The organism is Bradyrhizobium sp. S69 (assembly GCF_009766005.1).
Lineage (GTDB): Bacteria > Pseudomonadota > Alphaproteobacteria > Rhizobiales > Xanthobacteraceae > Bradyrhizobium.
The window spans coordinates 104,630-118,425 of sequence record NZ_LMUK01000047.1; the positions used below are offsets into that span (position 1 = coordinate 104,630).

The window sequence follows — 13,796 nt, forward strand, 5'->3', positions numbered from 1 at the left end:
AGATGGCCTTGCGGATGCTCCCCGGCACGACTGCGCGAGTAATGGAACGCTGCCGCCGGTGGGTCTTTGCCGCCAAACGGCCGGTCATCGCGAACATAGGTCCAGATCCGGCCGGTGACAGTCTTGAGTTTCGCCAGTACCGGCACCGTCGTGTCATCGGCGTGGATGCGTTCCGCGCTCATGACATGGGCCCGGATCGCCTCAATAATTGGGGCGAGCGCCACCACGCAGGCGCCGACCCGATCCGCCAGTGTCGAGACATCGATCTCGATCCCTTCCCGGGCGTAGGTCTTGCTCTGGCGGTTCAACGGCTGATGCAGCAGGAACTTGTTGACCAGCACCATCGCCAACAGGCTCGGTCCGGCGAAGCCGCGCGGGATCGGATGGGAGGGCGCCGGCGCCTCGGTAATCGCCTCGCAATCCCGGCAGGAGAACTTCTCACGGACGTGCTCGATGATCTTCCAGCGCCGCGGCTCGCATTCCAGGGTCTTCGAGACCACCTCGCCAAGCTTGTGCAGCCGCTCACTGCCGCATTTACCGCAGGCGCAAGGCGTGGGTTCGACGATACGTTCGACCGGCAGGTCATCTGGCAGGGGACGTCGAGGCGGCCGCGGATTTTGCGCGCGCTTCTGCTTGGCGGCTTCTGGTGCCGCGATCTCGGCCTTGGTTTCCTGCTCGGCCTGGGTCTCTTCAAGATCCTCGATGGCCAGCTCAAGCTGATCGACCAGCAGCCGGCCGCGTTCAGAAGATTGCCCGAACTGCTCGCGCCGCGTCTTGGCCAGCATCAGCTTCAGCCGTTCGATTTCCAGGCGGCCGACGGTCACTTCGCTCTTCGCCAGCGTCAGCTGCTCGCGCTGCGCAAGGATCATCGCGTGCGCAGCGGCAAGGTCGGTGGGAAGCGGATCGGAGGGCGTCGTCACGCCGACAAATCAATCATATTCGCCGTAAAAAATCCCGCCGGATTTCCTTCGTGAGTCAAAAAGCCACAGCTTAACCGGAAGCCTGCGGACGCCAGGTTGCCTGCGGCATCCGCCAGTCAATTCCGGACAGAAGATAGGATAGTTGCGCAACGCTGATCGTGACAACGCCGTCCGCCAGGGATGGCCACAGAAAGCGGCCGCGCTCTAACCGCTTCGTGAACAGACACGCGCCCTGGCCGTCATGCCAGATGATCTTGATCAGGTCGCCGCGGCGGCCCCTAAAAACGTAGAGATCACCAGCGTGCGGATCCCGTTTCAAGGTCTCCTGAACCAGACGCGCAAGGCTCGGGAATCCGCGGCGCATATCGGTATGGCCGGTCGCGAGCCACACCCGCACATTGCCAGGTATGGCAATCATCGGCGTTCAAGTACGTCGAGGACCCGCGCCAGCGCTTCTGGGTCAACGTGCGCATCCACCCGGATGCGTCGCCGGTTGCCAAGATCGATCTCGATCAGTCCGTTGCGGGCGGTCGGTACCTGCCGCATCCGTCGCTCATCTTCGGACGAAGGCTTCGAATTCTCTTCGACCGCTTCCGCGGCGCCGATCTGCACCGGTGCAAAACGCGGTCCTACCTGCTCAATCGTTCGAGCCTGCCGGCGCCAGGTGAACACCACGCTCGCCGCAACGCCATTGCGGCGGGCAACCTCCGTCACCTTCGCCCCTGGCGCCAGTGTCTCCTCGACGATCCGCGCCTAGTCATCCTGCGACCAGCGTCGCCGACGCTCCAACCCGCCCAAAACCTCGACCCGCATCGCCTTATGACCTTAAAGCTAGACTTAAAGTCACACGCTTCGCCAAATACCACGCCTCAGACAAGACGGCGCTCGTCGGATGCGTACACGTAAACAGGCGATTATTCTCGTGCATCGGTTTGCGGCAGGCGGGACAGATTGGCGGCATTTGACCCGTATAGCGCCCGGACCGATCTCGGGTTCCTACGTTGACGAACTTGTGAGGAACCAATTCCTGGGTGCTGCGCTTATGTCCCGGTTGGGGACGGCGGGGATCGATGACGCAATCCATTTACAACATCGTCGACGCGCCATCGGGTTGGTTCGTATTCTGTGACGGCGCGAAGACCGGCGGAACTTACGGGTCAAAAGAAGCAGCCCTCGAAGCCGTTGCGGCTGCGCTCGCTGTTCGCGACGGCAGAGCCATTCAGATCAACGTTCCGGGCGGTCCGGAATCGTGAAGTCGGTCAATCACGAAAACAGAAAGACTCCGATCAGCAAACCTCCCGCAAACGCCCAGAGGCCCAATGTGCAAGCTGAGACAACGCGGATGAGAATACGGAGGTCCTGCGGGTTCTCGTGAGATCGATCCGTCATTGCAGCCGCTCCCCCTTGGAAGCAATTGCTGACGCCGTCCTTGACTGACGGGCCGCAGCTAGGCGACCCAGCCACGCATTCAGACTAAACCCAAATTCCGGTCCGGTCTATCCGACGTGCATCGCCCTACGGCCGCCGGTCATTAATCATTTTCCTGAAAGTGGAAAACGCGGCTACGAAGTAGAGCATTGGAATGGCAAGTGGCCCGATGATCACCGCCACGTATACCCAATGCCACCGACTACGCCCTCGCTCATAGGCCAGGTAGCCAACAACAGGTGCCGACGCCAAGAACGTAACAATAAGAAACGCGTCCATCCCAGCGTACAAGAGATGGCTAAGAATAAACGACGAAGCGACGAGCGTTACAAAAGCCAGAAGTAAATCTTCCATGTTGACCTCTTGCTCTCCGTTGAGCGTATCACGGGAAGCGGTTGGCTGAAGGCCCCACGTTTGAAATTGAGACTAACCAAAAATCAGGCCCCGGATTTCTCCGAGGCCCGACCTATACGGCGCGTGGTTTACATCCGACCGTGCCGCTATCGTGATTTTATATCGGGATGGTTATGGTTAGATCGCCTAGCATACTTCTAGATAAAAAAGGCCGCCCACCGGCCGGCCCTCAAGTTTATCTCAGCAATTTTCCAACTTTCGATCTCTTTCGAAATCTTGTGCCATTCGGGTGGCGAGCGCGTGCCACTCAATCGCGATCTCCGCCCACGCCAACTTAAAGTCCCTATTCGGCACATCTCGTCCAAGTTTCTCACATGCTAAAGCCTTGAGACGGTATTTCTCGGAAATCTTCATGATCGGCATCCCCACAGGCGGGAGCACAACACTCTCTGTCACCGGTAACTGCCCAAATGTTGCGGTGATATCAGACTAACACTTCCAGTTGTGACGGGTTCCCGATTTATGATCAATATTGCTCACCCCCGTAGTTCTACGGGGTTAATCGATGTTTTGAACGCAGGAAGGCCCAAAACGAAGGCGTCAATGGCAAGCTCGAAGCTAACCCCGTAGTCAAGCGGCTCTAAAAACGATGCGACCATCTCGTTCAAGACGAAGCCACGGACAAGGCTTCTTAGCATGCGGAGGGCTTGTTGAGCCGGTTGACCGTCAAGAGCAACCTGCGAAAAGACTCGGTACGCGGTTTACGAAAGCTCACTAAGTGCCTGTCGCCACTCAGGGCTGTCGGTAGTTGAGTTTCGGAAGGTCGCCGCCGATAAACCGGGATGCTCAAGCGCGAAATCGCGCATGGCATGGGCCATGGCGCGCAGTGCGGCGACACCGTTTTTATCTTTTACATCGCCTTCAATTCGTCGATGAAGCCCCCGATACCCCTTCACTGCCAGTATGCGCCGCATTTCTGGCAACGTCGAAACCTTATCGGCAAGATGAACTTCCAATTCGGCGATCAGGTCGGTCGTTATTCTTTTGTCCCAACTGGATGCCGGAAGCGAAAGAACTTCATCAACGCTGAATTTGCCGGTGGGACGGTCGATTCCGAGTGCCGAAAGTGGCATCGTGCGCTCCTCGCCTTGGCGGGAGCACAACACTCTCAGTCGCCGATAGCTACCAAAGGGGAGCGACGATTAGGTATGATCCGCTAGATGTGCACCAAAAGCTACTGAAATCGGGGCGGGGCTTGATTCAAATGGTCTTCGAGCTTCGCAGCTCCGAATCACTGACCCCACACGCCGGGCGCGGCAAAGGCTGTCGGTGATCGTGAAGCCAAGATAGGGATGAAGCGCCAGCTCCCCGGAATGAAAAAGGCCACCAATTGAGGCGGCCTTACTCTGCGGCTTGTGAGCGCCGCCCTTGCGGCTTCTCGATATACCCGCACCGAAGACACTCGAATGTCCTGCGGTCTCGATTGAAACCGTCAACCGAGATCATGTGCATCCGACATTCTGGGCAGGGAGGTCGCTCTGCCGCCGCGCGCTCTTGCTTTGACGGCATGCTGCCGCTCCCATGGATCAGGCGGGAGCACGACACTCTCTGTCACCGATAGAAGCCGGAGAAACAGCGGTGATGGGTTGCATTTTGGGGCGAGACAACTTCATTGTCTGGTCAATTTTGCTCACATTTGAAAACCCGATCAAAAATCAGGCCCCGAGAACTAAATCCCGAGGCCCGACCCATACAGCGCGCGGTGTACATCCGACCGTGCTGCCATCTCGATTAATATTGCCACGACGGAGGCCGATGTCAAACGGACCACAACTCCGAAACGACATTATCGCAGGCGTAGCAGCGGTAAATCCTGACTGCGGCTCTTCCTAAAAATGAAGGCAAATCGCTCAAATGCGTCATCTCTGCTTCGCGCTTTTCGCAAATGCGCGAGGGGGTAGTTGGTTTCTCAGGCAACATCATCTTACTGCAAAATGGCATGTTCGAGCCACTGACCTATGGTCAAAATTGATCAGACCCGTAGTCACGCGGCGATTCGTCGGTCCTCAGACATACTGGCAGCCGTCATGAGTTGTCGGGCCATCGGGCGGCTACGGCGCGGTGTATTTTTATCTCCGCCCGTGCTGCAATCTCGCAGCGCAGCGCCGGCCGTCAGTGCGTTGGCTGGCTGGACGTGAGACATTGCCCCTGTCAGATTAGAGGGCCGTTAGCGGGGCATCGCTGGGCAACGTCACGGTTCAAACGCCGGAGATTCGGATTAAAAAGCGGCTCATGAATCCGAATGAGAAGCGATGTCCAGCCTGCGACGGCAGCGGCGTCCTAGCGACCATTCAACCCGTACAGCCCGGTCGCAGCATCTATCCGCCACCGTGCGGGGAATGCGCTGGTAAGGGACGGATACCAAAGGCCGACAAGTGAGGCGGCATGTTAGGAACATTGTTGTTGCGGACTACTTGCCAACCTTGGAGGTCGTCAATGCCCCGGTACTTTTTCGATGTTGCAGACGGTCACAGGCTTTTTGATTCATCAGGCTTTGTTTGCGACGACGACTTCGCTGCGCTCATCAGAGCGGCGGTGCTCGCCGTGGGCGTATCCATCGATAAGCCGGAAGACGATCCTGAACGGCACGTTGCTATAATTAACGACCAAGGTCGTGAGATTGGCAACGTGCCCGTATATTCCAAGCCTTCATCCGAACACCCATCCAAATAGCTGAGCCGCTATTCTATGCGCTCATAGGCCAGAAGGCTCTTGCGGTCCGGGTGATCCATCACGACACCGCATTTCTCGCAGGTCACGCTATGAGTGGGCACTTTCGTCACGGCAACTTTGTATTTAGCTCCGCACTCACATTGGTGAGTTCCGGTCAGCCATTCCACGAATTCGGTCACGATAGGCCGTATCTCTTGGAACCTAGTTCGCCGTTAAGCCAGCCTTGCGTATCGAGGCTTCTCAAAGGGTCAGACTGTCCGCAATCCACACATCGCAACACACGCTGACCGTCTTTTGCCAGCATCAGCTTCCTGGGCTGGTGGCATAGTGGACAAATGGGCGACGCGGATTGAATTTGAGGCATGGTGCTTCGCCCTGTATCAGGCGGGAGCGTTACCGGCTCTCAGTCACCGTTAGAGGCCGCGATGGGCGGTGATGAAGCTATCCTGCGCCAGCGAATCGCCGATACGCTGGTCAATATTGCTCACTATCGAAAAATTAATGAATGGGGGAGCTGTTCGCGTGCCGTGGTCCACGCCATTCTATGAACCGATCATCCTCCCGGATGGTCGGAAGCTGGTGACCCTCAAAGACGCAGCGACCTACATCACCAACCTGCCAAAGAAGGAATCAGCCCTACCGCAATGGCAAACCGCGATCGAGGTGCTGTTGCTGTCCAGCCGTGGCGGCGACGCCATGATGGCGCGGATCGGTGTCTTGAAGGCGCTGCATCGGAACGCGGTGCGGGAATTCAAGACCGATCGCAAAGAGACGCATTGGGGCAAGCGGAAGTTGAAACGCGACGAATAAGCCCGCCTGTGGTCGCAGCTTTCCACAATCCTGCTGCTGTTATAAACCACTCATGAATTTGAGCAATTTTGATGGAAACGAGGAGTTATCCACATGTGGGCTCTGTCGAAATGGGAAACCGCGATGTTCATCGGCGCCGTGCTGGCATTGGCTACCGTTGCAACTTGGGCGGCGGCGGGCGCGTGACTGGTTTCATTCCAAAAGGCATCATCGGCGCGGACACTATTGCACCCGATCTTTCCTAATTAGGACACCAGCTCTGGCACATTAGGACAATGACCGGCAACGGGTAGACCGAGGCACAGAAATGCACTCGATTTGAAATGGGACGCCGCCGCCGACCTATGGTTTCCCAAACGAGGCGTCCTCATCGGCATAGCACCCTTTTGGGGACGTCTGTTTATTTCGTCAAATGATCAAAATTGAACAGCGCAAATAGGTTCAATGTGCTGGCGTTGCGACGAACGCGCGCCGGACCGCCGCTCGGGCGCCGTTCTAATCACAACGGCCTCAGTTGCTCCCCGCGCTGAGGCCGTTTCTTTGGGGCTTGCGGCGGCAGAAAGGATACGGTCGAAGCGACCTCATCTTTTCTGAGCTGCTTCTTTTCTCATGATCGCGACATACCGATCAGTTTGATTGGCTATCATTTTCCAGCTCCGTGTTAGGCTTGTCAGAATCGTCGCTTCGGCGCCACTCTGCGCCAAAAGCATTAGGCGATGACATTCGTCGGCCTGAGTTCGGCACCGATCTGCTCCATCCATCACATGTTCCTTCATGAGCTTTTCCTGCGGGTCAATACTCGTTCCGGGGTTGTCATCTCAGGTAACTTCAATTTCAGAAATCTCGCCGTTTTCGCCTGCGGCTAGATTCGCCATCATGTGCCATTCTTCCCAATCTTGCTTCGACCTTTGGTCGTTCGATTCCCGAGCGCGCTGCTCGCTGAGTAGAGCCTTCGAACGGAATTGCTTAGATCGGTTAGGGTTCGGCGCGCTGGCTGCAATTTCGTGATGGAACGTCATGTGGTGATGTCCTTTGCTCGGAAGGAAACCAACCGGCCACTATGAAGAGTGTTCCGAATAAATAACAACCAAACCGAGATAGAGGCATGTCGTTGTTTAGACTAACTAAACCCCTTCAAGAAGAACGTTCGGCTTGTCACAAAGGTGCCAGACTGCCGGCAGCCGTGACGCTTTATCAACCGCACGATTGCCTCTTCGCAAACATCAGCTTTCCAATCCTGCGGTGAAGTTAGCGGCATTCCGTTCTACGTATCGCCAATTGGCCCGGCGACCGACCTCGAATGTTAGATGATGTTCGCGGTCCACCGCGCTTTCGATCAACCCAAGTCCCCGCGTCCCCCGTGAGTTCGAATGCATGGCGCGTAAATCGTGACCGCCGCAACGTTGCCGCGCGAAAGGGCTTATTGCTTCACGACGAAATAAAATTCTTGGTTACCGGGCAGCGAACCGTACGTATAGGGCTCTTGCCGCCCAGCGGTCGCCTCCATCACGTCATCGCGCACCAGGCGGAACAGCTTGTTGATTTCGACGTCGGGTGTGGGCAACCGTTGCAAAACAGCGGCGGCAAACGGCGAATTGCCGCCGTCCCCATCCAGCGCGACTTGTCCATTCTTCGCGGCAAACACGACAAGCGTCGCGCCCGACGCCTTGACTTCCGCGAGCCCACGACCGATCGAACGCGAGCTGATCACGGCACCGCCGGTGGGCGCCGATGCCTCAGGGGCGGCCGTCTTGCGCGGCGAGAACGGATTGTCGCGACAAGCATCCAGCACCACAAGCTTGAGCTTTTTTGAGCTAACCACCGCAGAGAGCACCTGATCGAGCGGGACCGCTTCCAGCTGGATGTCACGGTCCACCGCCAGTTTCGCGTTGATCGGGACGAGATAGTTGACACCCCCCACCTCCATGCCGTGGCCAGCGTAGTAGACCATCGCCCAATCAGCTTTTTCCGCCTCGCTGCCGAATGCAATCAAGCTCTGGATTAGGTCTTCGCGCGTGGCATTGTCGAGGAGCGTGACCGAATCGAACCCGATATTGCGCAAGGAGGCCGCGATCGCCGTGGCGTCCTTCTCCGGATTCACCAACTTCGGAACATTCATGTACGCGGAATTGCCGATCACCAGCGCGACGCGGCGTCCCTCCTTGGCGATCGTCGTTTGGACCGCAGCGGGCGGCACCGCCGCGACTGAAATGGTCGGGGTCGGGATCGACGTCGCGGACGTAGCCTTCAACTGCGAAATCGGAATCGAAGGCTGGACGATTCCCGAGTCGAATGCGGCAAGCCGCGCGCGCGCGGTTTCGAGGGAAGATTTCGACACGGTCTGAACCACTTGGCTGGTGCCTGAGGTCACGGCGTGCTCAAATGCGAGGCGCGCTTTCGCCAAGTCCCCCATCCGTTCGTAGGTAAGGCCAAGGCCGGTCAATGCAGGAACGTACCCCGGCACATTACGCAGCGCCTGATCGTAATCTGCGATCGCGTGCCTGAAATCCCCTCTGTAGCGATAAGTATCGCCGCGCTCGATCAAAACGAAGGAGGCAATTCCGGTTACATGAGCGCCTCTCGGACCATTTACCGCGTAGTTCTGGTCGGCGAGCGCGCGATCGAGGTCACCCTTTAATCGCCAGGCCCGTCCGCGCAAGGAATACGGAATCCCCCAATGGGGCGCGATCCGGATCGTCTCGTTCAGATCAGCAAACGCACGGTCGTATTCACCGATACTCAGCCAGACGTTGGCGCGCCCGTTGAAGCCGTTCCGATCCTTGGGATTAAGGCGGATCGCTTCGTTGTAATCCGCAAGGGCACGATCGTAATCGCCCTTCTCGTACCAGACGTTGCCACGGGCGCTGTGAATCTCTCCATATTGCGGATCGGCTTGGATGCCTTCGTCGTAGCTGGCAAGGGCACGATCATACTCACCCCTGTCGTACCAAGCGTTGCCGATCCGGTTGAAGATCACTGTGCGTGATGCCAATCCGCCCTCGGCGAGTGCCCGGTTGCAGGCCGCGATCTCAAGTTCGAAATTGGATCGCTGGTTGCACCCCCGTAGGCTTTCTTCACTCGCCGCCTTAACCGGCGAACCGAGCAGAGGCAGAACCATTGTCGCAGCGATGACAAAACACCAAGCTCTCATAATGCTGATCTCAGAAGATTGCGCAGACCACATCGGAATTAGATTGACACGATCGGGAGGAAGCAGTGCGTCATAGCCCATCAAAGCGCACTCAGGCCGCTTGCGCAAACGTCCCAGATATGAGGGCCCTAAAGGAATGGAGCCGCTGCCCCCTTCGGCGGCTGTGGATAGCTCACCCGGGGGCAAAGGCCACCCGGGGTTGGCGCGCGATTGTTTTGAACGTTTTCCCAAGGATCGATACGAAACTTCTGTGGAAAGTTGGCGGCACCTGCAGTGCGACAACTACGAATTCACCATGAAGCGGCTGCGCGAGCCGAAGGCAAAACCCGAATGGCCACCCCGCCAAAACGTCCCGGGCGCTCATTTTATAACGAACGACACCTAATCGAGATGGCGAAAACGATGGATTTTGAGAGCATTGTGAAAAGGACCGGCAGGAAACCCGAGGCCGTCCTGAAGACGGCTAGGCGGTTGGGCCTGTCGATCAACGGGAAAGCGAAAACGAGAGCCACCAGATGACGTGTAATGTCTGCAAGGGAGTCCGGCTGGGTGTATGAGCGCCATACCGAACGTCCCTGGGATCGCGACGGCGCTTGCGGCTGCGGGGCGCCAGGCGCGCCATGCCCGAAATGCAGCGGCACCAATGACGGCAACGCGCCGCGAATGCCGTCTGGATTTACGACCCAGGTCGACAAGAAGGGCTGGCAGCATTAGCGCTCCGAAATGGTCCCGCGAAATTCGAAGATCCGATCGTGCTCGCCGACGGCCCGTTACGGTACGGGCGTATTGACCCGGGATTGCAACTTTATCGCGACCGAGTGATTGATACAACCATCAGCGATTAACGCGGTGGTAACCATGCCAGCATTCCCGATTAGACCTGAATGTCCCAATTGCGGGATGAACATGATCGTCGCAACGGGCTTTGAATTGGCTCACGAGAACCAGACCTTCGAATGCCTGCGCTGCGGGCATATCGAGAGACCCGGCGCCCACTCCCAGGCCGCAGAGTGAGGGGGCGCCTTTATTAAATCTCTCATGCTTTCGCCGCAAAATGCATTTTCATGGAAAGGCGTTCGGCTCCCCGCAAGCCTGTACTGATGTCCGGCGTGATCAAGTTCGCCGAGATTACGGTCAATTGCCTGATCTCCGACATGAGCATTTCCGGGGCATCAATCGAAGTCAGTAACCCCCAAGATATTCCCGAGCGCTTTAGCGTCCTCTTCAAGGGAGACGATACTCCACTCGCCTGTCGTGTCGTTTGGAGGAGAGCTGATCGCGTTGGGGTGGCTTTCGACTGAAGGATCGCATTGGGTTGAGTAAGGTCTCCTCAGTTGGCGATGATCTGGATTCGCCCCGTACCAAGGCACTGCTTGCATCGCGCAGGATAGACTTTCACGCCCGGCTTTGTCGGCTGCGCCACGTCCATACGTCCGGTGCCATTGCAGTCTATACAGGGTTTCTCCGGAGGCTTCGATCGCGGTTTTTTCATTTTTACGTTTCCATGCCGCCTCAGTTGGCGGCCTCTTTCATTACAACGCGGCGCCGCGACGGGAACGCATGCCGAGCGCTAATACCAGATTCTGGATAGCCATCCATCGCGACTGTTGACGAAAGCCCGTTCGTCAACACTGGCGGCGACCGCTCCCCTTCCCTGCCTGGATCGACGTGCCATTTTTGGCCGGCATGCATATCAATGATTTCAAAGCGAGCACGGGAAAGGCCGGTAAATGCCCCGCCAGGCCCTTGCCAGCCCGCCGGAACGCATCAAGATACCCCGCGCGGCAAATCACCGGAGAGAGCGAACGCACCCTACAGGCCGCCGCTGCAGCCCGCCTGATACTACCTCACGGCTTACGGCTACTACGGCGGCCGGGCTGTAGCCGGTGACGGCACCCTTGGCTAGGTGCGTTACGCTGTAGGTCTTTACGATCATCCATGCGAAGCGCTATCGCCGAAGGCTTCGCGGATGGCGTTGCGATAGGGCAGAAAGCCATCGGTTGAAATCTCAGGCTGGCCGATCACGCGCTGCGAAGATCGTGCAGAAACTCCAGGGTCGTGTCTGCGTTCCGCTTCCCGACGCGCCAGCCGATGATGAAATTTTCAGTATCTTGCAACTACGGGCGCGAGCCAGTCGAACCGATAGTTGAGCCTGAATCGAACCTCATTGGTCGTCAGGCTGAGGTGGGTGCTTGCGGGAACCGGAAAAAACACACCTGCCGCTGACCCAATCGCGGCTACCGAGCCAAGCCCGTAATCCGAAGCGCCGTAGCTTGTGAAGCGGTACTCTGCGCCGATATCCCAATTCTTGTTCAGCGCGTAAGTCAGACCTGTACCAACTGTTCCGCCGACCAAGGTCTTAGTTTGAGAGCCAGACGACGCCGGGAAATTGACACCCCCCGACGTGGTCTGGATAAAGTTCGCGCTGGCTTGCGTGTTGGCGAAGGCTACGCCGCCCGTGACGTACCACAGCAATCTATCAAAGGTCAGTCCGAGGTTGCCTCGGATCGAAGATTGAAAATCGGTCTTTGTCGATAACGAATCTCCGGGCACAAACACTCCGGTTGTTGGCGACAACAGCCCAGCGGTTAAGGTTTGGGTTCTCTTCAGATCGGCCCAGTTGAAATCTGCTTCAACGCCGCCTACCCATTGGCTCCCCGGTTGCTGCCAGCGGTAACCGATCTGACCTCCACCCGTGACTGAACTGTTGTTTGATGAAAGGGGAACTGTGCCAGGTGTCTCCGTGATACCGAAGGCGGTGGTTCCACCAACAGAAAATGGATCGCGATAATGGTCCCATTCTCCGCCGACGTTTCCGCCGATATAAAGCCCGGTCCAGTTAAAGATCGGCTCGACGGGAGGCAGCGCCTTCACAGGTAGGTCAGCCGCGGAAGCCGCGCCAACTCCGAGCAACGCGCTGAAAGCGAGAACCGCGGAAGAGACCCGGCCTGAATTTTTCATGATAGTTTCCAAGAAAAATTACTGAAAGAATCGCAGAGTCAATTTCTGCATGAGATTACTGCATGGCGATATGAGCGTCGTGAGTTATTATCGTGTTTCGATCGAATTTGGCCGAGTGTTGCAACAGGGCCGCAGTGTATTTCCGGTCTAGGCACATTTGAGACATGCCGATCACCTCCGACGACGTCCGGTTCGGGGGTAAGACCAAGAATTCGACGGACGACAGTGGGGGCCGGCGAGTGAGGATTCCTGGCGGACAGTCACTGGCCCGCCTTCGGCATCCGTCCCTTGCCACCGCATGCCTTGCACGGCGGCGGATACAGTCTGCGGCCCGGCTGCACGGGTTGAATAGCCGCTAGGACGCCCGTGCCATCGCAGGCCGGACATCGCTTCTCATTCGGATTTATGAGTCGTTTTTTAATCCGAATCTCCGACGCTTGAACCATGACGTTGCCCAGCGATGCCCCACTGACGGCCCTCAATCTTACAGGCGCAACGTCCTAAGTCCAGCGCGCCAACGCGCTGACGGGCGGCGCTGCGCCGCAGGATGAGGTTTGACATCATCCTCTATCGTGGCAATATAGATCGAGAGGGCAGCACGGTCGGATGTAAACCGGCGCGCTATTTTCCTTGATAGTGAAGGCCGCAGTTGGCGGTGGTGCCTACGCGATGATTTGGCTGGCGCACGGCCATTAGCCACTCGCAATAGCCACTCGCAATTTCACCGCGCCTTCCTAAATAATAAGTGGCATGCCCCGCCTCTTCGAGCCCTGCATCCCGACCCGCGGAACCAAGGTCTCCGCACTGGCTCGGACCGTCGCCGATGTCCTGGTCGACGCCCTTCGACGATCCGATCCCGCTACCGGACGGTCGCGAGTTCGTCACCCTTGGCTAGCGCTCGCCGCACCCGTAATTATCCCGGGACATCACACCGCGCCCACTTCGTGAAGTAGTTCACATTTTGGCGATCGTCCTCGGGTGCCATGCTCGACCTCGGGGAGAACCACCAAAATGCCAAGCAATTACTATCGGCCAGAATGCCCGAAGTGCAGAATGAACATGGTAGCGACCACCAAGGCGATCGAAACTGACCCGGCTCTCGAATGCTTGCGGTGCGGTCATGCCGCGCCAACCAGACCTATGATGTGTCAGCCTGCAGGAAAACAGTAGAGCGCGGACAAAAAGCGCGAGCATCCCCGGCCATCAGGCCGGTCGAGAGACCTGATGGCCCTCTGGCTTTATCGCCAGGCGCGACTTTGTTGGCGGTTATAGGCGAAGCGCGGATTGATCGCGCAATCCTCTCCCCTGCCCGACGCAGTCGCCTTGCATTCCGCATAGCTGCGATATTGGCAATCGCCGGGAAATCCCGCGTCTTTGCCTTGCATGCAGTAGGGGAACTCTGCCGCGGCCGCTGGCGCAGAAGTGGTTGCGGCGGGGGC

At 57.7% G+C, this 13,796-nt stretch carries 15 protein-coding genes; 5 read left to right on the forward strand and 10 right to left on the reverse strand.

What is annotated here, in order from left to right:
* From tnpC to tnpA, 3 genes are all read right to left on the reverse strand, one after another.
* Positions 1 to 869, reverse strand: an 869-nt coding sequence (gene tnpC / locus GSQ88_RS35835; protein ID WP_502706774.1) for an IS66 family transposase, incomplete at its 3' end; no start/stop codon positions are given.
* Positions 870 to 990: 121 nt separating this feature from the next.
* On the reverse strand, positions 991 to 1,338 hold the full coding sequence (tnpB, locus tag GSQ88_RS28285) for an IS66 family insertion sequence element accessory protein TnpB (RefSeq protein ID WP_159011084.1): 348 nt from the start codon (positions 1,336 to 1,338) through the stop codon (positions 991 to 993).
* The gene (gene tnpA / locus GSQ88_RS28290) at positions 1,335 to 1,667 is read right to left on the reverse strand and encodes an IS66-like element accessory protein TnpA (protein WP_283810710.1); all 333 of its coding nucleotides are present in this window, start codon (positions 1,665 to 1,667) and stop codon (positions 1,335 to 1,337) included. The genes tnpB and tnpA overlap by 4 nt, the downstream gene beginning before the upstream one ends.
* A gap of 323 nt (positions 1,668 to 1,990) precedes the next feature.
* On the opposite strand from tnpA, the gene GSQ88_RS28295 reads away from it, so the two are divergent.
* Entirely contained in the window at positions 1,991 to 2,173 is a 183-nt protein-coding gene (locus tag GSQ88_RS28295) for a hypothetical protein (protein WP_159011086.1), read from the forward strand.
* 262 nt (positions 2,174 to 2,435) lie between these two features.
* On the opposite strand, the gene GSQ88_RS28300 is transcribed toward GSQ88_RS28295, so the two are convergent.
* Together GSQ88_RS28300 and GSQ88_RS28305 are read right to left on the reverse strand one after the other, a co-directional pair.
* A complete protein-coding gene (locus GSQ88_RS28300) occupies positions 2,436 to 2,702 on the reverse strand; it encodes a hypothetical protein (RefSeq protein WP_159011087.1) in 267 nt (88 codons plus the stop codon).
* Between the two features lie 761 nt (positions 2,703 to 3,463).
* A complete protein-coding gene (locus GSQ88_RS28305) occupies positions 3,464 to 3,835 on the reverse strand; it encodes a TetR-like C-terminal domain-containing protein (protein WP_159011088.1) in 372 nt (123 codons plus the stop codon).
* Positions 3,836 to 5,198: 1,363 nt separating this feature from the next.
* Between GSQ88_RS28305 and GSQ88_RS28310 the strand changes: the two genes are divergently transcribed.
* Together GSQ88_RS28310 and GSQ88_RS28315 are read left to right on the forward strand one after the other, a co-directional pair.
* Positions 5,199 to 5,435, forward strand: coding sequence for a DUF6894 family protein (locus tag GSQ88_RS28310; protein ID WP_159011089.1), 237 nt, complete (start codon positions 5,199 to 5,201; stop codon positions 5,433 to 5,435).
* 432 nt (positions 5,436 to 5,867) lie between these two features.
* Positions 5,868 to 6,245 (forward strand): hypothetical protein, encoded by a 378-nt coding sequence (locus GSQ88_RS28315; protein WP_246785072.1) that lies wholly within the window; start codon positions 5,868 to 5,870, stop codon positions 6,243 to 6,245.
* A gap of 581 nt (positions 6,246 to 6,826) precedes the next feature.
* On the opposite strand, the gene GSQ88_RS28320 is transcribed toward GSQ88_RS28315, so the two are convergent.
* From GSQ88_RS28320 to GSQ88_RS28330, 3 genes are all read right to left on the reverse strand, one after another.
* On the reverse strand, positions 6,827 to 7,021 hold the full coding sequence (locus GSQ88_RS28320; protein WP_159011090.1) for a hypothetical protein: 195 nt from the start codon (positions 7,019 to 7,021) through the stop codon (positions 6,827 to 6,829).
* 42 nt (positions 7,022 to 7,063) lie between these two features.
* A complete protein-coding gene (locus GSQ88_RS28325) occupies positions 7,064 to 7,264 on the reverse strand; it encodes a hypothetical protein (protein ID WP_159011091.1) in 201 nt (66 codons plus the stop codon).
* 401 nt (positions 7,265 to 7,665) lie between these two features.
* Positions 7,666 to 9,477 carry a caspase family protein gene (locus GSQ88_RS28330; RefSeq protein WP_159011092.1) on the reverse strand — a complete coding sequence of 604 codons (1,812 nt, stop codon included), beginning with the start codon at positions 9,475 to 9,477 and terminating at the stop codon, positions 7,666 to 7,668.
* Between the two features lie 444 nt (positions 9,478 to 9,921).
* Here GSQ88_RS28330 and GSQ88_RS28335 point away from each other — a divergent pair, with 444 nt between their 5' ends.
* Together GSQ88_RS28335 and GSQ88_RS28340 are read left to right on the forward strand one after the other, a co-directional pair.
* Positions 9,922 to 10,110 (forward strand): hypothetical protein, encoded by a 189-nt coding sequence (locus tag GSQ88_RS28335; protein WP_159011093.1) that lies wholly within the window; start codon positions 9,922 to 9,924, stop codon positions 10,108 to 10,110.
* Positions 10,111 to 10,460: 350 nt separating this feature from the next.
* Positions 10,461 to 10,697: a PilZ domain-containing protein gene (locus GSQ88_RS28340; RefSeq protein WP_283810709.1), complete on the forward strand. Its 237-nt coding sequence runs from the start codon at positions 10,461 to 10,463 to the stop codon at positions 10,695 to 10,697.
* A gap of 802 nt (positions 10,698 to 11,499) precedes the next feature.
* Here the strand turns inward: GSQ88_RS28340 and GSQ88_RS28345 are convergent.
* Both GSQ88_RS28345 and GSQ88_RS28350 read right to left on the reverse strand, forming a co-directional pair.
* Entirely contained in the window at positions 11,500 to 12,357 is an 858-nt protein-coding gene (locus GSQ88_RS28345) for an outer membrane protein (RefSeq protein WP_159011095.1), read from the reverse strand.
* A gap of 1,238 nt (positions 12,358 to 13,595) precedes the next feature.
* Positions 13,596 to 13,796: DUF3551 domain-containing protein (locus GSQ88_RS28350; protein ID WP_159011096.1), on the reverse strand; the 201-nt coding region annotated here is incomplete at its 5' end.